General features: G+C 39.8%; 19 protein-coding genes. 3 read left to right on the top strand and 16 right to left on the bottom strand.

Annotated features, from left to right (window positions below):
• Positions 1-299: 299 nt before the first annotated feature.
• The 3 genes from O3598_RS06555 to thiT are packed head-to-tail and all read right to left on the bottom strand — an operon-like array spanning position 300 to position 3,163.
• A complete protein-coding gene (locus O3598_RS06555; RefSeq protein ID WP_371452191.1) occupies positions 300-1,535 on the bottom strand; it encodes a molybdopterin molybdotransferase MoeA in 1,236 nt (411 codons plus the stop codon).
• The gene (locus O3598_RS06560) at positions 1,516-2,640 is read right to left on the bottom strand and encodes a molybdopterin-guanine dinucleotide biosynthesis protein MobB (RefSeq protein ID WP_371452193.1); all 1,125 of its coding nucleotides are present in this window, start codon (positions 2,638-2,640) and stop codon (positions 1,516-1,518) included. The genes O3598_RS06555 and O3598_RS06560 overlap by 20 nt, the downstream gene beginning before the upstream one ends.
• Positions 2,633-3,163, bottom strand: coding sequence for an energy-coupled thiamine transporter ThiT (thiT, locus tag O3598_RS06565; RefSeq protein ID WP_371452195.1), 531 nt, complete (start codon positions 3,161-3,163; stop codon positions 2,633-2,635). Before thiT ends, O3598_RS06560 begins: the two co-directional genes overlap by 8 nt.
• Before the next feature lie 194 nt (positions 3,164-3,357).
• Here thiT and O3598_RS06570 point away from each other — a divergent pair, with 194 nt between their 5' ends.
• On the top strand, positions 3,358-4,344 hold the full coding sequence (locus tag O3598_RS06570; RefSeq protein ID WP_005378610.1) for a GMP reductase: 987 nt from the start codon (positions 3,358-3,360) through the stop codon (positions 4,342-4,344).
• A gap of 85 nt (positions 4,345-4,429) precedes the next feature.
• Here the strand turns inward: O3598_RS06570 and O3598_RS06575 are convergent, their stop codons facing one another.
• The 3 genes from O3598_RS06575 to O3598_RS06585 all read right to left on the bottom strand — a co-directional run bounded on the left by O3598_RS06575 (position 4,430) and on the right by O3598_RS06585 (position 7,227).
• Positions 4,430-5,614, bottom strand: a complete 1,185-nt coding sequence (locus tag O3598_RS06575; protein WP_038149425.1) for an MFS transporter — start codon at positions 5,612-5,614, stop codon at positions 4,430-4,432.
• A 171-nt stretch (positions 5,615-5,785) separates the two neighbouring features.
• Positions 5,786-6,502 carry a DUF554 domain-containing protein gene (locus tag O3598_RS06580; protein WP_311531980.1) on the bottom strand — a complete coding sequence of 239 codons (717 nt, stop codon included), beginning with the start codon at positions 6,500-6,502 and terminating at the stop codon, positions 5,786-5,788.
• A 128-nt stretch (positions 6,503-6,630) separates the two neighbouring features.
• Entirely contained in the window at positions 6,631-7,227 is a 597-nt protein-coding gene (locus O3598_RS06585) for a DNA-3-methyladenine glycosylase I (protein WP_371452197.1), read from the bottom strand.
• Positions 7,228-7,605: 378 nt separating this feature from the next.
• Between O3598_RS06585 and O3598_RS06590 the strand changes: the two genes are divergently transcribed.
• On the top strand, positions 7,606-9,852 hold the full coding sequence (locus O3598_RS06590; protein WP_371452199.1) for an autotransporter outer membrane beta-barrel domain-containing protein: 2,247 nt from the start codon (positions 7,606-7,608) through the stop codon (positions 9,850-9,852).
• A 423-nt stretch (positions 9,853-10,275) separates the two neighbouring features.
• Entirely contained in the window at positions 10,276-12,090 is a 1,815-nt protein-coding gene (locus tag O3598_RS06595; RefSeq protein ID WP_009661610.1) for a DUF262 domain-containing protein, read from the top strand.
• Between the two features lie 254 nt (positions 12,091-12,344).
• Here the strand turns inward: O3598_RS06595 and dcuC are convergent, their stop codons facing one another.
• The 10 genes from dcuC to ilvN form a co-directional block, all read right to left on the bottom strand.
• A complete protein-coding gene (gene dcuC, locus O3598_RS06600) occupies positions 12,345-13,700 on the bottom strand; it encodes a C4-dicarboxylate transporter DcuC (RefSeq protein ID WP_371452201.1) in 1,356 nt (451 codons plus the stop codon).
• A 131-nt stretch (positions 13,701-13,831) separates the two neighbouring features.
• Positions 13,832-15,010, bottom strand: a complete 1,179-nt coding sequence (locus O3598_RS06605) for a M20 metallopeptidase family protein (RefSeq protein WP_371452203.1) — start codon at positions 15,008-15,010, stop codon at positions 13,832-13,834.
• Positions 15,011-15,138: 128 nt separating this feature from the next.
• Entirely contained in the window at positions 15,139-15,321 is a 183-nt protein-coding gene (locus O3598_RS06610; protein WP_005378597.1) for a hypothetical protein, read from the bottom strand.
• Positions 15,322-15,452: 131 nt separating this feature from the next.
• On the bottom strand, positions 15,453-16,640 hold the full coding sequence (locus O3598_RS06615; RefSeq protein WP_371452205.1) for an aspartate aminotransferase family protein: 1,188 nt from the start codon (positions 16,638-16,640) through the stop codon (positions 15,453-15,455).
• A gap of 89 nt (positions 16,641-16,729) precedes the next feature.
• Positions 16,730-17,587 (bottom strand): acetylglutamate kinase, encoded by an 858-nt coding sequence (gene argB, locus O3598_RS06620; protein ID WP_371452207.1) that lies wholly within the window; start codon positions 17,585-17,587, stop codon positions 16,730-16,732.
• Entirely contained in the window at positions 17,584-18,534 is a 951-nt protein-coding gene (gene argC, locus O3598_RS06625) for an N-acetyl-gamma-glutamyl-phosphate reductase (protein ID WP_371452209.1), read from the bottom strand. Before argC ends, argB begins: the two co-directional genes overlap by 4 nt.
• Before the next feature lie 60 nt (positions 18,535-18,594).
• A complete protein-coding gene (argF, locus tag O3598_RS06630; protein ID WP_371452211.1) occupies positions 18,595-19,605 on the bottom strand; it encodes an ornithine carbamoyltransferase in 1,011 nt (336 codons plus the stop codon).
• A gap of 62 nt (positions 19,606-19,667) precedes the next feature.
• Positions 19,668-20,855, bottom strand: a complete 1,188-nt coding sequence (locus tag O3598_RS06635) for a M20 metallopeptidase family protein (RefSeq protein WP_371452213.1) — start codon at positions 20,853-20,855, stop codon at positions 19,668-19,670.
• A gap of 265 nt (positions 20,856-21,120) precedes the next feature.
• Positions 21,121-21,708 (bottom strand): beta-class carbonic anhydrase, encoded by a 588-nt coding sequence (locus O3598_RS06640; RefSeq protein ID WP_371452215.1) that lies wholly within the window; start codon positions 21,706-21,708, stop codon positions 21,121-21,123.
• Positions 21,709-21,989: 281 nt separating this feature from the next.
• Entirely contained in the window at positions 21,990-22,502 is a 513-nt protein-coding gene (ilvN, locus tag O3598_RS06645; RefSeq protein ID WP_005381918.1) for an acetolactate synthase small subunit, read from the bottom strand.
• Between the last annotated feature and the right edge of the window lie 3 nt (positions 22,503-22,505).

Here is a 22,505-nt window from a genome sequence, read left to right on the forward strand (position 1 = left end):
TCTATTTGTAACGATCCTATACATATGGTTCCAAAATTAGTACAGGCCTGTTCTATTTGTAACGAGTCTATACATAGGGTTCCAAAATTAGTACAGGCCTGTTCTATTTGTAACGAGTCTATACATATGGTCCTAGAATTAGTACAGGCCTGTTCTATTTGCGATGAGCCTATACATGCAGTCCTAGAATTAGTACACGCCTGTTCTATTTGTAACAAGCCTATACATATGGTTCCACAAATTAGTACAGGCCTGTACTAATTTAAAAAGGGACTCATACATGAGTCCCTTGCAATTTATTATATTGTTGGTAAGAGGCCTAGCAAATATACCTTAAATATATCTCCTTCATGTACCTCATGTACGCCTTGTGGAATGCAGGCTAAGGCATTAACAGTATATAATCCAAGCATGCTGCTACTGTTAAAGTGACGATTTGCCACAAAACGAGGTTGTCCATCACCAAATATGACCTTGCCTTGCACGTAGCGATCAAAGGCATTACGTTTAGATAGATCACAATCCATTACACAATTAAGTACTGGGGTGGACCAATTTTTAATACCTTTATATCTACGCAATGTAGGAACCACTAATAGGTGCCAACCATTAAAGGCTGCACCGGGATTACCTGATAAACCAAAGATAAGTTGACCTTTAGGCGTAACGGCCCCATAGGAGGCTGCACCGGGACGCATTTGAATACGACCGTATAAGGTTTTAGCTCCTAACTTTTCATATATAAGAGGCATTGTATCAAACATACCTACAGATACTCCGCCTGAGCTGATGATGATATCTGCTTGTTCACTGAGTTCAAGAACGCGTTCAATTTCTGCGTATAGTCTATCCGGTGCATCACTCACATGATAATGGGTAACGCGCCGAAAACCTAAATCAGCAAGTAAACTACAAATCATCATGCGATTTGAATTGTAAATTTTTCCTGCAGTTAAGGGTTCGCCCGGCTCAATAACTTCATGGCCTGATGTAAGAACCAGTATACGTGGCATCGCATACACAGACACATCGATGCAACCAAGGCCGATCAAAATTGTCTGCACCGTAGAGGTTATTTCTGTGCCTTTTGGTATGACAACGGTCCCTGCGGAACATTCTTCACCACGAGGGATAATATGGCTACCCTTTTGTTGCGTACCTTGTAAAGTAATTGTAGCCCCTACTTCGCCAGTACCTTTCACCTGTTCTTGCATAATAACTGTATCACAAGTACTTGGTACAGGAGCACCTGTCATGATACGTACGGCATGACCAGTAGTTACAGGCTTATCCCACACGACACCAGCGCCGATGATACCATCGACGATATAGGTATCACAATTAGGATCATATGCTAAGGCATACCCATCCATTGCGGATTTATGAAAAGCGGGCACATCGGTAGGTGCCAAAACATCTTCGGCTAACACACATCCTTTTGCGTCGTCAACGGCAATGGATTCGATGCTATGATGTTGTTCTCGTAAAGCCTCATTCCACAAATGAAGCGCTTCATCAACAGTAACGGCTATCATCTAAATTCCTCATCATACTTTGTATTCGACATACCAACGCTGGTAAACATTGATCTAATTTAGTAACCTCTATGGTCTCTACGCGTTCTATATCACTAGATATAAGTGATTCGGTATACCCGGCTCTGGTTACCTCTACAATCGGAAATATACCTTGAGATCTCGTTTCTAGTATAGCAATATCTACAGGTAATTGCTGTACCAAATCATACAGATTAGATTGTTTTTCGGTGCGTATGCGTATGGCCGTTTCCGTGGGGCCTGCAATGGCTACGGCCGTGGCGCCTGCTTTCATAGCAAGATCCGTATCAGTTCCTTCATAATCCATGTGAAAGCCATGTTTATCGCTTTTTACAACGCCTACAGAGAAACCAATTTGTTCTAATTCCTTAATTAGTCGCGTTACCACCGTAGTTTTACCAGTCTTACGTTTTTCAGCAACTACGCTGATAAGTGGAACATGACGATTCGCATTAACAGCCTCTGCGCGGGACCACTTATAATCCTCTATATGATTCACATTGCGTAAATGATGACCGTAATCACCTGCATCAATGGTTACCACAGGTCCTACAGTATCTAATGCATGCTGCAAAGATACATCCTCTCCTGCTAAAGTGGTTTGCAATAATGGAGCAATGGATGGCTTATATATCCCCGCCATAGGCTCATAGCGTCCACTTTCACCAACAGGCACAATAACATTCCAATCATCACCATCTACTTGGTAGAGCCAATCATAATATAAATTAAAATCCATAAACGGCATATCTACAGCTAACACTGCATAAGCATGACTCTTGCCTACGGCCAATGTGCTATATAATCCGCCTAATGGACCACTCCGAGGAACAGAATCCCGAACGATAGAAACTTTTTCTTTCTCTTTATTCGACAATGTGTCGATAATATTAGCCTGAATGGCTTGGCCTAGACTTTCATCGTCACCGATAGAAATGAGAATGTCATTAGCATCATGTTCTAATGCATTGCGCAACGCATGAGAAATGAGGCTTTCACCATTCGTCCAAGGCAATAAAGCCTTAGGATATCCCATGCGTGAACTTAGGCCACCGGCCAAAATAATTACGCCTAAATTAAGCACCGCGTTTCAACCCTCTTTTTACCCCTTGGTAAATAAACAACAACACAACAATATTAAGAATTCCATCCGGCACCATATAAGATGCATTATAAATCATAGAGTAGATCCATGGATTTTGACCTTGCGGTGCATAACTAGCAAATACAACAGCACCACTTGTTACGGACACAAACCAACGAAGCGCAATAGCAACAATAGATCCGCTAACAAGACCTGTCATATTGTCCTTGAAATACCCACACACACCAATAACACCGTAAGCAACAAGATAGTCTAGGATGATGCTTAGATAATGGATAGATGATTTAAAACCGAGCAAGAAATGAAGTATGCCATATACAACGCCAGCCCAAATACCGCGTGTACCACCCCAGCGATATGCAAAAATCATGAGAGGTACCATGGATGCGGCCTTAATGGAACCGCCTTGTGGCATATGAAAAAGTGTAATAAAAGATAATACTTGTGCAATAGCAATAGCTACACCAGCTTCTGCTATCATGCGTGTCTTGGAATGCTCCATTAAAATAACCTCCTATTAATATAATGTGTATATAATGGGCTAAACATAGAGAAAATGTACAGACAAGCTACCTATAAAATTGTATAATAACTATATGAGTGTTTTTAATATTCGGAATGTATTGAAAATTGAAAACAAATTCAGTATAATGGTACAGGTTCAATTTATTATACCTCAAAGGAGATATAGAAACTATGATTAATACAACTAACATCTTCGATTATGAAGACGTACAACTGATTCCTAATAAATGTATCGTAAACAGCCGTAGCGAATGTGATACTCATGTTAAACTAGGTAATCGTACATTTAACTTGCCTGTAGTTCCTGCAAACATGCAAACTATCATTGATGAAGAGTTAGCTGAAAAACTAGCAGAAAAAGGCTATTTCTATATCATGCATCGTTTCCAACCTGAACGCCGTCTTGACTTTGTAAAACGCATGCAAGAAAAAAACTTATATTCTTCTATTTCCATCGGTGTAAAGGAAGAAGAATTCGCATTAGTTGATGAATTAGCGAAAGCTAACCTTATTCCTGATTATATCACAATCGATATCGCACATGGTCACTCTAATGCTGTTATCGACATGATTCAATACATTAAAAAGAATTTACCAACAACATTTGTTATTGCTGGTAACGTAGGTACTCCTGAAGCAGTTCGTGAACTTGAAAATGCTGGTGCTGATGCTACAAAAGTAGGTATCGGTCCTGGTAAGGTTTGTATCACAAAATTAAAAACTGGCTTTGGTACTGGCGGTTGGCAATTGGCGGCTGTACGTTGGTGTGCAAAAGCAGCTACAAAACCTATCATCGCTGACGGCGGCATTCGCGATCACGGCGACATCGCTAAATCTATTCGCTTTGGCGCTACTATGGTTATGATTGGTTCCCTATTTGCTGGTCACCAAGAATCTCCAGGGGAAGAAAAAATTGTTGACGGCCAAGCTGTAAAAGAATACTTCGGTTCCGCTTCTGAGTTCCAAAAAGGGGAACGTAAAAACGTAGAAGGCAAAAAAATCTTCATTCCTTCCAAAGGCTCTATCTTCGATACATTAATCGAAATGGAACAAGATTTACAATCCGCTATCTCCTACGCTGGTGGCACAACACTACAAGCTATCCGCAAAGTAGACTACGTTCTTGTTAAAAACTCCATCTTTAACGGCGACCGCTAATCGGTTACTAACATACTAAGAGGGGCTACGATTCATACGAATCGTAGCCCCTCTTCTTTTTATTTGCAGCATTTAAACGAAGAAACTATTCTTCTACACCACAATTTTTATTCATTAAATAATATGCATATTTACCAATGCCGGCACTGATAACAAGCAATACAGTCAAGACGATGAATGCAATGGTAAGACTCGTACCATGAGCAATGAATCCAATCAATGCAGGTCCCATCAAAATCCCCATATAACCGAGCATGGTAGATGTAGCCACTGCTTGTGTCATAGGAATTACATTTTGTTCCCCCATCGCAGAGAATAGATTTGGCACAACCATGGCTAATGAGATACCTAATAATAAGTACGTATACATAGACGCATGGCCAGGTAGGAATACAATGAGTGCCATTGCAATAGCACCTAGTAGATAACCACCTACAACAACTTGTTTAGATGTTACATGTTTACCAATTGTATTACCAAGAAGGCGACCAATACACATAGTCCCATTAAACAGCATAACGCCCATTACAGCTTCTTGAATAACAATGCCTTTATCTTCAAATAAGTAAAGCGCACTCCAGTCCCCTACGGCACCTTCTACCAAATAGGATACAAAGGATAAGAGACCAAAGATAATAGCAATTGGATGGAATGATAACGGACTTTTAGACTTCTTCATAACCTTTGCATTTGGATCACGACCAAAGGTTAACATAAATTGACTAATCGCAATCATCGCAATAAAGAGTATGATGAGAAGGCCCCAAATACTTTCATTAACAGGTAAAGATAAGATTTTTAAGAGAACAAGCAATACACCGGCACCTGCAAAGCCACCTAAGCTCCACCCACCGTGATAAGCACCCATTAAATGCTTTTTACTTACCTTTTCCGTTAAAATAGCTTGTAAGTTGGCAGAAGCACCACTAAGGCCTACGCCAATGCCAAAGAAAAATAATGCTATTGTGGTTGTCACAATTGTAGAACACATGGTAACAATAGCCAGAGACAACATGCCGATAAAACTAGCTAATAAAACGACTCGCTTACAGCCAAAGCTTTCTACAAGTTTACCAGCTATAGCCATGGATAAACAAGAACCTACACCGAGCAACAAAATCATGGAACCTAATACATCCTCACCGATGCTTAGTTTCGCTTTTAAATATGGCACAAATCCGGCCCATAAGGCGGTGTACATACCAGGAATAAAAAATGCACCAAATGCACCACGAATATTAGATTTTGAAACAGAAACTTGTTCGCTCATCATGTCCTTTCTGGTTTCTAGAACCGTTCGGCGAAGAAAGGCCCTTTTGTATCCGCTAGACCGCGATAACATGCGTTTCTAGGGGAAACCATTTTAACTACAAGAAAATTATATTGAGAATATAGTAACCCTCTTTACACATAATGTAAAGAGGGTTCTTAAAATTTAAATTTAAATTAAAAACGTAAGGCCCATAGCGATAAAAATAGCAGGTAATAAATTAGCTAAACGAATCTTATTAGGCCAAATAATATTAATGCCTACACAGAAAATTAAGATGGATCCTACATAGGATAAATTGTCGATAGCCTGCTGTGTCATAAGTGGCGCCGCAACATGCGCTAAGGCCGTGATCAACCACTGCGTGATACCTACAGGAATGAAGGAAAACAATGCGCCCTTCCCCATGGATGAGGTCATAACCATAACGATAACACCATCAAGAATTCCTTTGAGTAGCAAGGTTTGGTAATCTCCTGTCAATCCATCTTGAATTGAACCGAGCACGCCCATCGCACCAACCGTAAACGTAAGTGATGCAGTGATAAACGCTTGCGTAAACTTAGGGTCCCCTGTATTACCGGTTTTATCTTTCACCCAGTCACCAAAGACCGTAATCCATCGGTCTAAATCAATGATTTCACCAATCACAGCACCAACTACCATGCTGATAATCATCAACAAAGGTCCAGTAGTTTGCAAGGAACCATTAACGATAACCAGCATAAATTGCATGGCCCCGCTCATCCCTAGTAACAGCACGATGATACCACATACTACCATAAGGGTTTGTTTTAAATTGTCCTTCATAAATCGGCCGCACGTGAGCCCAATAATACTACCACCGACAATGAGCCCCATGTTGATGGCCGTTCCTAACCCAATCATACTTGTATCCTTTTCCTTATTTCTGAAAGTTATTATGAAAGTAGTATATCAACTACATCGATAACAATCAATATAAAATATCACAAAAAAACCGTATCTATGTTTCAGTAGATACGGTTCTATTTATATTAATCATCTATGGTCATATAAACCACAGGATTAGCCTCATTGATTTCATTAAAACAAGGGCAATCCTTACCGTGATCGTTGATGAGACCACTAGCTTGTAAATGGGAATAGATTGTCACAGGTCCTACAAATTTGAACCCTCGTTTCTTAAGGTCTTTGCTAATGCGCGTAGACAATTCATTTTGAGCAGGCACCCTTCCCTCTGGATGGCCTTTGTAAATAATAGTTTTATGATTGGTGAAATCCCATATATATTCGCAAAAGGATCCAAACTCGTCTTGAATGCGTTGGAACGCCTGTGCATTGTTGATGATGGCCTCAATCTTCTTGCGGGATTTTAACATTCCCTCTGTACACATAATACGCTCTATATTTGTTTCCGTATATTTAGCTACTGCATCAACATCAAAATAGTCAAAACACTGACGTATAATGTCTCGTTTATTTAAAATCGTAAGCCAACTCAGACCGCATTGTAGGCTCTCCAAACATAAATGTTCAAATTGATGTTGGTCATCATGAATAGGACGCCCCCATTCATAATCATGATACGCCTGATACAGTGGCGTTGTGGGCCAGGAACAAGTGAATTTCATGAAGGCTCCTTTCTATGCTACAACTAGCCTGTTACTAGAAATCGCGCTATACATACAATAATACCCATGCTCACTAGATTTGTAAAGAATACCATACATCGTATTCACTGCCCCTAATATGTAACTCATCTATTAACAATTTAAATATTTTTAAAATAAAATTATGAAAATTCATTTACAATTCACGAAAAATGTTATATTATTCTAAATATATTTTAAATGTGTCTGACACAAAGTCTTTATAAGTCGAGTATATATCTATCTTTCATTATATAAGAGAGTATTAAATCAACCGATAGATATATATTCATTTATGAAGAGTCTTTCACAATATAAAAATAAATTACAAATTAAGTAATATAGTTGAGGTGTAAGAGAATGAGAGCGAGAAATAAGATGTTATTGTCCGCTGTAATGATGACCATGTTGTCATCTACAGTGGCCCTCCCTAGCACGTGGGCGGCAGCAGGCCTTGGTTCTAATGGCAATGTGTTTGCAGTAGGTTCTGAAAGTAAATTTGAAAGCACTGGCAATACGACGGCAACAGGTGTCATTGCATCAAACGGCGGTCAAGTGACTATTGCCTCCTTAGATACGCCTGATCAAAACCAATTACCTAAGCGCCATCGCCAACCAGCTTTCATTACAGGCATGCTAGATAATAGTTCCATTCAAGTGGATGGCGGGGTTATGAACGTGAATACGGCCCCATGGGACGCACCCTATCCACTAGCATTTGCCTATAACAGTAAAATTAATCTTGGTATCGATGATTCAGGTACTGTAAAACATAAAGTATTTAATATGCAAGGTAATATACTTGTATCTGATAAAACGATGCCTCCATACCAACAACAGCAACCATCCGTGATTAATATTGGCCTCGGCCGTGCGCACAATAGCCCTAACCAATTTACCGGCAAGGCTGTGAACACATTAGAGGATAAGGGTGGCGAAATCAACATGACCTTTGATGGTGGCATGTGGAGCCACGATAACATGGGCGGCTTGGAAGCATTCCAAATTAAAGGCAACGAAGCGCGCAGCAGTATCAATACACTCAAAGGCACTCGTACACGTGAAGGATTCAGCCGTATTTCCCAAGATTCTCGTAGCGACATCCACGTTAATAATTTAGACGGCCACATCAATGTCATTTACGATATGAGCGCTGGTACTGGTTTGAACTTCGCTAAACCAGCCGCTCAAAAAACAGGCCTTGATGCATCTGACATCGAAGGCGGTAACTTCATCGTAAAATCCGCTACAACAGGGTCTGGTGTACATGGCTATGTAACAGGCGATCATCTCGATACGTCCTCTGAAAGCAATGTAAACAAGATTCTAGATAACTTGGCGCATAAATTCTATTACGATAATTATATGAATGGTGAAAGAAACCTTTCTGGTACTGTATCCATCGCTTCTAATGGCATCGTATCAAGCTTCCAAAAAGCGTTAACTACAGACCAAAAAGAAGGTACTATTACATGGCAAAACGGTAATGGTCAAGGTTCCTATGCGGCTCCTACTCCAACGCCTACGCCAGCTCCAACACCAGTAACTCCTGTTACTCCGGCACCTAGCCCTGTAACTCCGGTTACTCCAGCGCCTACACCTGTAACTCCAGTTACTCCGGCTCCTAGCCCTGTTACTCCGGTAACTCCAGCACCTAGCCCTGTGACACCTGTAACTCCTGTTACACCGGCACCTACTCCGATAACTCCAGGTGCTTACGATACACCACAAATGCGCGGCATTCGTTCTGCTGTAGTTGGTAATATCAACGCATGGCGTACAATGACGAGCGATATGAATCGTGCTAACCAATTACAACAAGGTTCCCCAACAGGTATTTGGGCTCGTATTGGTGGCGGTCGATATAATTATGCTAATGACGGTATCAATACAGCTACTGATTACACAAGCATCCAAGGTGGCTATGATACGAAAACTAGCCGTGACTGGACCGTAGGCGGCCAAGTTTCTTACCTACGCGGTTCTGAAGATTATGTATTCAATGGTTCTGGCAAGGTAAAATCCTATGCTGTTGGCGCTTATGGATTGAAAGACCTTGGTAAGGATCAATACGTACATGTAGAATCTCAAGTAGGTCGTATCTCTAATAAATTTACAGCGCGTAATGAAATCGGCCAAGCTAAATCTGGTGATGTAAAATCCAATGCGTATAGCATCGGCGTTCGCTACGGCAAAACTATAAAATCTGCTAATGGTTTCTATGTAGAACCACAAGCACAATTAAACTATACACACTTCGGTGGTCGTGACTTTACAGCAGGCAATGTATCCGTTAACCAAGCTGGCGTAAATAGCACATCCGGCAAACTAGGTCTCGAAGTAGGCAAACATTTTGGCAATGGTAACCTATATACACGCTTTGCTGCAGGTCATGCTTTCACAGGCAACATGAAAACTACCTATGCTAGCGGTAATGCCGTAAAATTGACAGAACAAGACCTCAAAGGCACTTGGACTGAACTCGCATTCGGCGGCCGTTATGGTTTCAATACTAACAACAGCGTATATGCGGACGTTACTACCGGTCTATCTGGTGATTACCAAGCTGACTGGGGTGTAAACGCTGGATTTACTCATAAATTCTAATTTATATTACATACCGTTATATACGGCCATATAGTTGTACAACCATAGATATCTCCCCTGTATATCCCTTACATATCTATGAGAGACGCATCCTAATATATTTCCCCTTTTTATGCAATACTACTCCCATAGGATGCTACTTCCCCCTCTTATCGTAAGCTGTATGGCCTTATATACATACATTTAGATTCCCGTCTAAATGTTTACTAACTTTCTTACTACAATGCAAAACGCCCTCTTCATTGGCAACCGTAGATGGTTGCTGTGAATGGGGCGTTTTGTGATGGTTAAAGAATTTCCACACAAAGTATTGATTATTTTAATTCTAAGTACCCAATACATACTTTTTCATTATTTCCTCATTCAACTATTGATCTTAAATATAATTATATGATCTAATAATGATATAAGGAGGATAATCATATGGCCAAAATAACATCCGAAATGCAACCTTTATCTCAAGTATTAGTTCGTTCTTCTAATCAGTTTCTCATTCCTGATTTTCAACGAGCTTTTGTTTGGACTGATGAGGAAGCCAATAATTTAATTAACGATTTTCTCGAGGATACTGATAATTTGTCGGTTGATATAAATTTATTGCCAGGCTATCTATTAGGTAATATAGTATTAATAAATAACGAAGATGAAAATACCGTCGATGTCGTAGATGGTCAACAACGACTAACCACATTAACACTCTTATTCAAAGCTATATTCATTACATTAGAGACACTTCAACAAAATGATACACAAAATGCTCATAATTGGTATCGTGTTATGGCAGATATAGATAAAGCATTTCAATTTCTTGATAATAATGATGCATTTAAAGGATTACGAATTTTACATAATCCTAGTTTAGGATTTGGAGATACTTATAAATCAATCATAACTGATCAACCTATCTCTACAACTAAATCATTAAATGAATCTGACGAAAATCTAAATCTAGTCTTTGACACATTATGTGAGCGTGTAAATGAAATTAGACAATTAGGAGATATTGAGTTTAAAAAATTTATCAAATACATACAAGACAAAGTTATGCTTATTGTGACAACAGCCGATTCAAAACAAAAGGCATTTCAACTTTTTGAGGTTTTAAATAACCGTGGACGCTCACTTGAACCAATGGATTTACTAAAAAGTAATTTTATGAAAATACTCTATAGTGATAATTCCATTACAGATACAAAGAAATTAGAATTCAATAACAATTGGAACCATTTTATTAATATATTATCAAAACAAAAAATACAAACATCTTCTTTTACTAAACATTTTATTTTAGGTACATATGGAAAAAATGTAAAACAAGATGAATTATTCACATTCTTTGATACTAAAAAATTAACAAGTAATGAGATATTACATCTTTCAGAACTACTAAAGGAAAGTGCCACAATATATAGCAGTATTATAAAAAATACTACTACAAATAAATTTGTATCTGATAGTAAGAATAGCTTTATTTTATTTACCTTACTAAAATTAAAACAGATGCTCTCTCTTTTGATACCATTTTATAATAGTTCTGATGACTTAAAAGAAAAGATATTAGACTTAGCAGTTAAATACGGCGCATCAGTTTTATTTTCCTTCACCCAAACAAACCAAATTGAAAAAGAATTGGAAATAGCATTATCAAAAGCGTTAAAAGAAAAAACAGATAGTAAAAAATATGATATTATACAAGACCATTTAAAAAATCGAATTTCAGATAATCTAAAACAACTAAAAGTTGTTTTACCAACTAAATCATTTGCAAGTGCTGCTGGTAATGCTAACAAAAAAGCCTCTCTATTACTTCGTTTTATTGAATTATACTTTAATGACAATGTAATTATTCTCGCTCCACCACGGAAAATCGAATTAGAACATATTATGCCACGTGATGCTGATGCTCAACGCTATCAATTCGCAAGTGATAAAGACAAAGCTGAGTATATTAATCGTATTGGTAATCTAACTCTACTTGATAAATCAGCTAATATTGCTGCTAAAAATAAAGATTTTATAGAAAAGAGCATCTATTATGAGCAATCAGACTATAAAGTAACAAGTAGTATTGTTAAAGCCATTACAACTGCTGTAAATTCAGGAACTGATGCACAGCGTATACAATTACAAGCCCAATATCAACCTCAATATATAGTACAAAATCTTTGGTTAGAAAAAAATATTACTGAACGAAGTAAAAATATTGCAACACTGCTAGAAAAAGCATTAGAAATTTAAGATTTTTAATATTTATATTTGAAATGTTGTTACATCTCCCCTTTACTGAACTACTAGCAAAGGGGAGATTTTCATGTGATATATAACGGTTTTAAAACTGAACATTTATCATTCAAGACTTTTACAATATTGCTAGAAAATGACATTAACTATTATAACAACACATGACTTATATTAATTAAATTTAGACTTATAAAATATAAGGAGAGAAACAGTCATATGTTTAAAACAATAAATGATATGTGACTAGGGAATCAGTATAATATCCATATCCCCACACAACTCGTAATTAGTGCCACAAGTACAGGGACCGAGGTGCGCTTAAGCAAATCTACAGATTTAATATGTGCTACCCCTGCTACACCAACCATAACAGGGCTTATAGGGCTCAAAAACAGTCCAAGACTAGCCCCATTTTGCATGCCTAGCATGGTCGTAATAGGATCTAGTCCGAGATTAGATACAATATTAGGCACGAGTGGCACTAATGTAAATAAAGGTGCTACATTGCTGCCAGTTACCATGCTAAGGCCTAGCATGCCTCCCCCCATAACAGAGGTAAGTCCCACAGAATTTAGAGATAAAGTTTGCAGTACACTAACTAACGAATCAATAAGACCTAAGCTCACTAAGCCTTGTGCAAAGACTTGTCCACCTATAATGAGGGTTACCGCATAGGAAAACTGATTCCCCATGCCTTCGAAAAATACAGTGGTACTTTTAAGGACGGTCCTTAAATTACGATGACGGATAAGTTCTGCCAATAAAGCAATACCAAAAGCAAGCATCATAGCAAGGGTTACATTCATCTTTACGCCAGGCAAGCCATATTGGCTAAAGCCCAAGATGAAACATAGAGGCAACAAAGGGAATATCATATATAGCTTAGGTCCAATTGGTGCCTCAGGGATGCTTTCACAGTCACCTACATCCATAGGACCATCTATTCGATCGCGATATCGTTGCCATAAAAAGTGTGCTACTGCTGTAACAACAGCGACTAAGAAATAGAGGCGTAACTGGTAACCTACGAAATAGTTTGGTACCGGTATATTAAGTGTCTTAGCAATGAGCAATGTCGAAACGGCACCCGGCCCAACGTCCATCAGATGTCCTGTAGCGATAACCGCTGCTGCCCCTATGGGACTTACGCCAAGGCGCAACAGAACAGGATAGATGGTAACCATCATAAGTAAGGCAAGACTCAACGGATTTGGTACACATATGGATAGCCCCATATTGAGTAGAAACATAAGTGCTAGCACTATATACGGCCGATTAAGGCGATATAAAGGTTTTATAAATGTATGGGCTAAGCGTGTTCCTGCCCCAATGTGTTCCATGTATTTTGCATAACCAGCACAGGTCATAATCATAAGACCTAAACTCACTACATTCTCCGATGTTGTAATCCGCACAATATCCATTGCATCAAACACCAGAACGCCTGTAGACTGAGATTCATCTAATATGGCATTAATCCAGCTACCTTCATAGGCGATATACATCATGAGGATGCCCATGCCTATCAAAATTGGCTGAGGTTGATAGCGCTTCATCAGTAATATACCGGTAATAGCAATAATGATGAGACATATAAGTATATTCATAAATACCTCTCATATAACAATTCTTGTATTATATATTTATAGTATACATAAAATACAAATAAAAATACATGACAAAAGCACCATCATCAGATACGATGATGGTGCTCTATAGTTTTTATACAGTAATACTATTACTTATTCTCTTTCAACCACGCAATAGCATATTCCGCATACACCGCCGATGCAGCAGATAGTACGCTATCGTCCATTGTGAATCGATTGTTATGGTGATCAAAGGTAGCGCCTACCTCTGGGTTTTGGATACCAATAAAGGCAAAGCACCCTGGTTTTTCTTGTAGGTACCAAGCAAAGTCTTCGCCTGGCATCACCTTGCGCATTTTAGACAGTTTTTCCTTACCAAGTGTATCGATAACAACACGCTCAGCCAGTTCACTGGCTGCTGCGTCATTAATGGTTGGAGGCACTTTCTTTTCATAAATCAATTCAGCCGTAGCACCATAAGCTAATGCTGTATGTTCTACAACGCGGCGTATAGATTCTACATAATGGTCCTCTTGTGCAGGATCAAAGAAACGGATGGTACCACCCATTTGTGCTTCGCCTGGGATAACGTTCCATTCTGAACCAGAGTGAATATTGCCGATGGTGAGCACAAGAGAATCCAAGGCACTCACATTGCGAGATACTACGGTTTGCAGATTCATAACGATAGCACTGGCTACGACAACCGCATCAATAGCTTGATGTGGTTGTGCCCCATGACCTTGTTTGCCTTTTACGCGGATTGTAATTTTACTGCTAGCCGCCATACGTGGACCTTCTTCAACGGAAATGAGACCTGCTGGTAAGTCAATCCATACGTGACCACCAAAGATAGCATCGATTTTTTCAAACCAATGATCAAACTTCATAAAATCAGGAGCGCCTGCACCGGTTTCTTCGGCCGGTTGGAAGGCAAGGTATACGTCACCTTCGATACGGTCTTTCATAGCAGTAAGCATCTTAGCTGCACCGAGTAATATCGCCATATGGCCGTCATGACCACAGGCATGCATCTTGCCATCTACATCGGATTTAAAATCAAATGTATTATGTTCCTGTACAGGCAAGGCATCGATATCTGCACGAAGGGCAATCGCTTTACCAGATTTAGCGCCATGAATAATACCGATAAGTCCTGTTCCACGTTCCGTATCCACATGAACCTCTACGCCCATGGACTCTAATTCTTTGGCTAATGTTTTTGTTGTTTCGAACTCTTCATTACTGAGTTCTGGATGTTTATGAAAATACCTACGCCAATCTTGTACATAGGTTTTATATTGTTCAATTAAATCGCGACTATGCATGGTATCGCCTCCTTAGCTTTCAGCACAGATTAACAAAATATACTGGAAATCCCCATATTTATAGGAATAACAGGGTAAATGTAAAAGAAAACGACAGGCAATGCCATGTCGTTTTCTTTATGCTTCTCTTATCGATTGCGCAATACTGCTTGTACCGCCAAGGATACAACAGCAGTTGCTACCGCTACAGCTGCTGTAATTTTTGCAGTTGTGCAGAGCTCATCTTTTGTTGGTTTTGCTTTTGCTGCAATGTCTAATGTTTTAGCAACAGCAGGAACCAATACATCATTACGTAAGGATTCTGTATTCATATTTACTCCTCCAATATAGACTATTTATTCTAGGTTATCACGAATAGAATATAAAGTCTACATATTCATCGGATTTTATCTATATATTTATCAATTGTTCATACCAAATAAATGGATCTGTCAACGTAAGACTATTTGCTAGCCAATTCACCAATTACATCAGCCAAGATGGTAATTGCTTTTTCTAGTTGTTCTTGTGGAATATTAAGGGCTGGCAATAAACGAACCTTGTTTTTAGCAGATAAACATACAACGCCTTTTTCTAGACATTTAGCGATGACGTCTTTAGGATCTACAGTTGTTTCGATACCAATCATGAGGCCCATACCGCTAACGCCAACAACGCCTGGTTTCCCTTCTAAGGCGTGTTTTACGTAATCCCCTTTAGCTTTCACAGTAGCCAAAAATTCTGGTGTTAACCGTTCAATGATGGTACAGCCTGCAGCGGCACAGATTGGGTTACCACCAAATGTAGTGGCATGCGCACCTGCAGTTAATACGAATTGCGTTTTTTCATTGAATAAGGTTGCGCCCATAGGCAAGCCACCAGCTAATCCCTTAGCCGTAGATACGATATCTGGTTTGATACCAAATTGTTCATATGCATACAGGCTACCAGTCCGGCCATTACCGGTTTGCACTTCGTCGATAAGCACGAGTTGATCGTGTTCGTGAGCGTATTTTGTAACCGCTTGTACGAATTCCTTATCGAGAGGCATAACGCCACCTTCACCTTGAATTGGTTCCATCATGATAGCGCAAACTGCTGGATTAGCAAGGACTTTCAAAGCCGCATCAATATCATTAGCAGGCGTATGAACGAATCCTTCTGTGAATGGGAAGAAATGTTGATGGAACACATCTTGACCTGTAGCCGACAAGGTTGTTACTGTACGACCATGGAAGCTATTAACGAGCGTAACGATGACATTACGACCATCGCCGTATTTGTCATGGCTATACTTACGAGCTGCCTTGATGGCACATTCATTAGATTCGGCACCAGAGTTGCAGAAGAACACCTTTTTCATACCAGTCCGTTTACATAACATTTCAGCCAATTTAATTTGTGGTACGGAATAATATAGATTAGAAATATGGTTTAATGCATGTGTTTGTGCAATCACTGCCTTGGACCATTCATCATCGTCTACACCAAATGCTGTAACGCCAATGCCAGAACCAAGATCGATGTATTCTTTTCCTTCTACATCCCATAACAAAGAACCTTTGCCTTTTTCAAAGCAAACGTTAAACCGGCCATACGTATTGGCTATATACTCTTTATCTTGTTGTTCAAAATCTTGTGTCTTACTCATCATATCCTCCAAGCGTACGGCCCAGCCGCCGTCTATCTATACGCAATGTAACGATAGCAAATGATGTTATCATCGTTATATCTACTATATTACTTTACAAACATTGTGCCAAGACCTTCATCGGTTAGTAGTTCGATGAGAATGGCATGTGGTATTTCACCATTGATGATGAAAACCTTTTGAGCCCCTGCATTGATGGCCTCTAAGCAACAGTCTACCTTTGGTATCATGCCACCAGCGATGACGCCCTCTTTTTTCAACTGTTCCGCTTCAGCGAGAGTAATCTTTGAAATAAGGGAATTAGGATCGTTTACATCCCGTAGTACGCCATCGATATTCGTCATGGCCACCATGGTTTCCGCATTGAGGGCACCTGCAATCTTTGCAGCTGCTGTATCGGCATTGACATTATATACATTGCCTTCTGCGTCACAACCAACGGAGGAAATAACCGGAATATATCCCTTACTGATGACATCGTCGATAATCTTTGGATCGATTGTATCGACTTCACCTACATAGCCAAGTTCTTCATTTTTCTTGTGTACTTGAATGAGTTCACCATCCACGCCACATAGGCCAACGGCACGGCCACCAAAGCCGATGAGGTCCGCTACGAGGCCTTTATTGACCTTGCCGGCCAGCACCATTTGTACTACATTCATCGTTTCTTTGTCGGTAACGCGCAAGCCATTACTGAATTTCGATTCAATATTCATAGCCTTTAAGGTACTATTAATATCTGGACCACCGCCGTGAACGAGGACTACTTTCACACCTACCAATTGAAGTAGTAGCAAATCATTCATAACGGATTTTTTAAGTTCCGGATCCGTCATGGCATTGCCGCCGTATTTTACGACTACGTATTTATCTGTATATTGTTTAATATATGGAACGGCCGCCGTTAAGATGTGCGCCCGCATTGCATTTGTTACACTGTTCATAGTGAAAGCCCCGTTTCTTCTGGCAATCCAAGTGCGATGTTCATACATTGTACGGCTGCACCAGAAGCGCCCTTACCTAAATTATCAAAAATAGCGTGAACGACCATGCGGTCATTATTGCCCGTTACAGAGATAATCATGCCATCTGTATTGCTTAGTTTATTAGCATTTAACAATTGTTTATTGTCTTCTTCTAAGTTAAGTGGTGCTACCTTGACGATAATGCTATCCTTGTAGAAATCTACGAGTGCAGCATGCACATCTTCAACGGTAACAGGTTTTGCTAATAGACGTGTATGTAGGCCAACACTGACCTCCATACCGCTGTAGTAATCGTCTACGATAGGCATGAATATTGGCGCTTCTGTAAGGCCGCATACATGGGTTACTTCTGGCAAATGTTTATGTTGTTGACTAAGGCCATATTGACGTGGTGCGTAAAGGAAATAATCCTTTGGCTCCGATTCGTATTGACCAATCATCTTCTTACCGCCACCACTATAACCAGTGAGGGATGTAATGGTGAAAGGATAATCTGCTGGGGCAATGCCTGCTTTCACAAGAGGTGCAATGCAAGCAATCATGCCGCTTGCATGACAGCCAGGATTTGCGATATGTTGTTTCGTTTTAATATCGTTTTTATAGCTTTCACCAAGTTCAGGAAAGCCATAGGCCCAATCATCAGCCGTTCTAAATGCTGTGGATGTGTCGATAATCTTGCAAGGATAATCGCCGATAGCAGCCACCACCTCTTTAGAGGCAGCATCAGGCAAGCACAAGAATACGATATCCGCGTCCTTTGCAATGCTCGCAATAACATCAATATTTTTACGGTCCTCATCGGAAATGGATAATAATGTAATATCCTTCCGACCGGATAGCCGTTCGTGAATTCTAAGGCCCGTCGTTCCTTCGTGACCTACGATAAATACCTTATATGGATTCATATGATAACCTTCTTTACTATACGTGCTAGATGACCTCTCCCGTCATCTGTATTCTAACTATTATTTCATTGGATAATCGCCAAATGTAGCAACCATAACCGCCTTAATGGTGTGTAAGCGATTTTCTGCTTCTTGGAATGCCAAGGAGTTTGGACCTTCAAATACGTCCTCTGTGACTTCGATACCATTCATGCCGAATCGTTCAAAGATATCTTTACCAACTTGCGTTTCCGTATTGTGGAATGCTGGCAAGCAGTGACAGAATTTCGTATTTGGATTGCCTGTTAAGGCCATCATGTCCGCATTGATTTGGAATGGTTTAAAGAGGTTAATCCGTTCTTCCCACATATCGTAAGTATCGCCCATCGTTACCCATACGCCGGTATAAATTACATCAAGGCCTTTCACGCCTTCTGCCACATTATCTGTGCACGTAATCGTAGCGCCTGTTTCCTTTGCTACCTTCAAGCATTCTTCGTAGAACGGACCAGCTGGCCAGAATTGTTTAGGACCGATGAGGCGGAAATCCATGCCCATTTTTACGGCACCGCTCATCAAAGCGTTACACATATTGGATTGACCATGGCCTACATAGGCATAGGAAATTTCATTCAATGGTTTATGGATATTTTCTTGCAATGTAAGGAAATTAGCCAATGTTTGTGTAGGATGATCCATATCGGTTAGGCCATTCCATACAGGCACGCCTGAATATTGTTCCAATGTATCCACGTCTTCTTGGTCAAAGCCACGGAATTCAATAGCATCATACATGGAACCAAGAACACGCGCCGTATCCTTTAAGGATTCTTTCTTATTCATTTGAGATCCTGTAGGACCAAGGTATGTCGTATGCGCCCCTTGGTCTGCCGCACCTACTTCAAAGGCACACCGTGTTCTCGTAGAATCCTTTTCAAAGATGAGTACGAAATTTTTGCCTTCCATCGTTTTGATTTCTGTGCCCGCTTTTTTATCTGCCTTTAATTTAGCAGCTAGATCTAAGTAATATTTAATTTCTTCTGGTGTGTAATCTAGCATTGTCTTAAATGATTTATTATGTAAATTTTTCATGATAACTCCTTCAATCTATACGGTATATATTTATACAATTTTATTTTTGTTATTTGTGAAAGCTACTCTTTCGGTTGTAAATATTCTGCAGCTAGTGCCGCCATCATGGTAATACCGGATTCTAAAATCTTTTCATCAATGGTAAACCCTGCATTATGAAGTGCTGGATTGCCTTCAAAACCGGTTCCCAACCAAAGAAAAGCGCCTTTGATTTTGTGTAAGTATGCAGAAAAATCTTCTGCCGCCATAGACGGATGTTCTGGATGTACTACGGCGTCCTTGCCAAGGTATTTTTCTACGATGGATGTAGCATAGTCGATGGCATCTGGGTCATTCGTTGTCGCTCCGTGGCCGCGTTTATAATCTAAGGTACTCTTTGTTTTGTACATCATGTCCAAAGCTTGTAAACTTTCACCTAAACGACGTTCAATATAGTCACGTTTTGCTGGTTCGTAGGTACGACAAGTCCCTTCGAGGTATACATCGCCGCAACCTACATTATAGCGGTCACCACCATTGATTACCCCGATGGTGCACACGAGATTTTCCATTGGATTCGTCTCCCGAGCCACCATGGATTCTACATTAACAATCCAGTTCGCCGCAGCCACGATGGCATCGATACCATTGTGAGGTTCTGCACCATGCGTAGATTTACCGTGAATATGAACGAGAAAATGATCAGATGCCGCCATAAGATGACCTTTCTTAAGGCCTACCGTGCCTACCGGCAATTGAGGCCATACATGAAGTCCAAAAATTTCATCTACATCATCTAGGATACCGCTGTCCACAATGCCTTGTGCACCAGGAAATAACGCCTCTTCTTCAGAAGGTTGGAATACGAGTTTAACGGTACCGTGCAATTCATCTTTAATAGATTGCAACACAGCTGCCGCACCAAGCAAAATCGATATATGTCCATCGTGCCCACAAGCATGCATAACACCTTCATTTTGCGATGCAAAAGGTAGTCCCGTCTCTTCATGGATTGGCAATGCATCAATATCGGCCCGTAACGCAATAACAGGGCCTGTGTGAGTGCCCTGTATTTCACCGATGACTGCATAATCGGAAACATCATTTACATAAGGAATATGTAATTCATCTAGAATCTTTTGAATGAATAACGATGTTTCTTTTTCTTGACCAGATAATTCTGGATGACTATGAATATATCGACGCCATGCTATAACTTGTTCTTTATATTGTGCTGCATATTTTTTTATTAAATCTTGTAATGTATTCATGACGTTATCTCCTTTATACACTGTATGTATATTTTATACATCATTTGTGTATTTTTATAACCTATGTACGTATTATAATACTATTGCTTATATTATTCAAGTTTTATACATATATTTTGTATTTTTATTTGTTATGCTATGCATTAATTTTAATCATAGAACTATAAGCTATAAATTATATGAATTTCTAAGTTTTACGAAAAAAGAGCTGTAATAGCATACGCATACTACTACAGCTCCATTTATTTTTCAATGACGGACTCGTCTATCTTTCGTAATATTGTTTCATTTGTGTATAGCCGTTGACAAGGACCTCAATTTCACCAGTTCTAGGATGGAAAATTAGACCGTGAATCGGCACATCTTTAGGAATCAACGGATTCATACGTAATTCATCTACTGTTTCCTCTACATTTTCAGCAGGATGTGTGAATCCATCCGCCCAATGTTCCATCTCCTTTTTCACCATATGAATGGCCTCAGGTGCAATACCACGAGCTAACATTTTTTCTGTTAAATCTTTAGCCGTAGTTTTAGCCATACCACACTCATGATGACCGATGATAAAGATTTCGTTAACACCTAACTCATAAATGCAAACCAACAAACTACGAACGACACCATCAAAAGGTCCTGTAATACAATTACCTGCAGTCTTAACAATCTTAGCCTCACCACGACCAATATCCATGGAATCCTCTAAGAAATTCACAAGGCGCGTATCCATACACGTTACAATCGCCATCTGACGGCTCGGCATCTTACTGCATTTTGTATCTACATCAACATATCCTGTATTTTGATCCTCTACATATTCCTTATTGTGCTTCAAAATATCATCAAGTAACCTCATATTTCCTCCTGATAGAAAAGACCTTGTCTAAATTAAAGCAAGGTCTCTATATTCAATACATTCGATATTTTATTATACCATATATCCGTATCCCCTATCTCTCCTGTCCATAGACTTCGGCTCGCTTAGTGACAGTAATAAACCGAAAGGAAGAGAGTGTTGAGTAGTCCGTGCTCGCGAGCGACTTTGGCCCTGCGAAGCCCGAAGGGCGAAGTCAGACCCGGCCGGTGGAGCGAGCAAGTATGGGCTACTCAACCTGAATACTCTAGGTTTATATGTCACTAGCGATCCGGAGTCGCCAATGCCTCTATTGCGACACTACCACCACGAACGACTTCGATGCGATTAACGAACATATCCTTAAACAAGGCAATCATGTCATTGTTCTTAGATACTGTTTTTACGCATTGTACAAGTACGGATTTTCGATTGTAGTCGATAACCTTAAGGTCAAAGGTTTCTGCAATGCGGAATATTTCTTGTTTGTCCGATTCTTTACAGCTATTAATCTTGATGAATAGTAATTCTTTTTTTGTAATCGGCATATCCGTAAAATCGATAACCTTAATAACCTCAACACTGCGGTTAAGTTGCTTAATGATTTGTTCGTATGTCAAATCATCGCATGTGAGCTCTATGGTCATACGTGACATGGTAGGGTCTTCTGTTTCACCGACTGTCAACGTATCAAGGTTATAGTTTTTACCAGCGAAGAGGCCTGAAATTTTGGCCAATACGCCGATTTGGTTTTCTACATATGCTGAAATGCAGCGTTTTTCTAAATGTAATTCCATAGC

The sequence above is a fragment of the Veillonella atypica genome, assembly GCF_041431435.1.
GTDB lineage: Bacteria > Bacillota > Negativicutes > Veillonellales > Veillonellaceae > Veillonella > Veillonella atypica.

Bases quoted from the DNA above. Each gene is read 5' to 3' on its own strand.
- O3598_RS06585 (WP_371452197.1), bottom strand. From the start codon at position 7,227: ATGAAATTCACTTGTTCCTGGCCCACAACGCCACTGTATCAGGCGTAT.
- O3598_RS06570 (WP_005378610.1), top strand. From the start codon at position 3,358: ATGATTAATACAACTAACATCTTCGATTATGAAGACGTACAACTGATT.
- O3598_RS06605 (WP_371452203.1), bottom strand. From the start codon at position 15,010: ATGCATAGTCGCGATTTAATTGAACAATATAAAACCTATGTACAAGAT.
- argF (WP_371452211.1), bottom strand. From the start codon at position 19,605: ATGAAAAATTTACATAATAAATCATTTAAGACAATGCTAGATTACACA.
- thiT (WP_371452195.1), bottom strand. From the start codon at position 3,163: ATGGAGCATTCCAAGACACGCATGATAGCAGAAGCTGGTGTAGCTATT.
- O3598_RS06595 (WP_009661610.1), top strand. From the start codon at position 10,276: ATGGCCAAAATAACATCCGAAATGCAACCTTTATCTCAAGTATTAGTT.
- ilvN (WP_005381918.1), bottom strand. From the start codon at position 22,502: ATGGAATTACATTTAGAAAAACGCTGCATTTCAGCATATGTAGAAAAC.
- dcuC (WP_371452201.1), bottom strand. From the start codon at position 13,700: ATGAATATACTTATATGTCTCATCATTATTGCTATTACCGGTATATTA.
- O3598_RS06590 (WP_371452199.1), top strand. From the start codon at position 7,606: ATGAGAGCGAGAAATAAGATGTTATTGTCCGCTGTAATGATGACCATG.
- O3598_RS06580 (WP_311531980.1), bottom strand. From the start codon at position 6,502: ATGATTGGGTTAGGAACGGCCATCAACATGGGGCTCATTGTCGGTGGT.
- O3598_RS06640 (WP_371452215.1), bottom strand. From the start codon at position 21,708: ATGAGGTTACTTGATGATATTTTGAAGCACAATAAGGAATATGTAGAG.
- O3598_RS06610 (WP_005378597.1), bottom strand. From the start codon at position 15,321: ATGAATACAGAATCCTTACGTAATGATGTATTGGTTCCTGCTGTTGCT.
- O3598_RS06635 (WP_371452213.1), bottom strand. From the start codon at position 20,855: ATGAATACATTACAAGATTTAATAAAAAAATATGCAGCACAATATAAA.
- O3598_RS06615 (WP_371452205.1), bottom strand. From the start codon at position 16,640: ATGAGTAAGACACAAGATTTTGAACAACAAGATAAAGAGTATATAGCC.
- argB (WP_371452207.1), bottom strand. From the start codon at position 17,587: ATGAACAGTGTAACAAATGCAATGCGGGCGCACATCTTAACGGCGGCC.
- O3598_RS06575 (WP_038149425.1), bottom strand. From the start codon at position 5,614: ATGAGCGAACAAGTTTCTGTTTCAAAATCTAATATTCGTGGTGCATTT.
- O3598_RS06555 (WP_371452191.1), bottom strand. From the start codon at position 1,535: ATGATAGCCGTTACTGTTGATGAAGCGCTTCATTTGTGGAATGAGGCT.
- argC (WP_371452209.1), bottom strand. From the start codon at position 18,534: ATGAATCCATATAAGGTATTTATCGTAGGTCACGAAGGAACGACGGGC.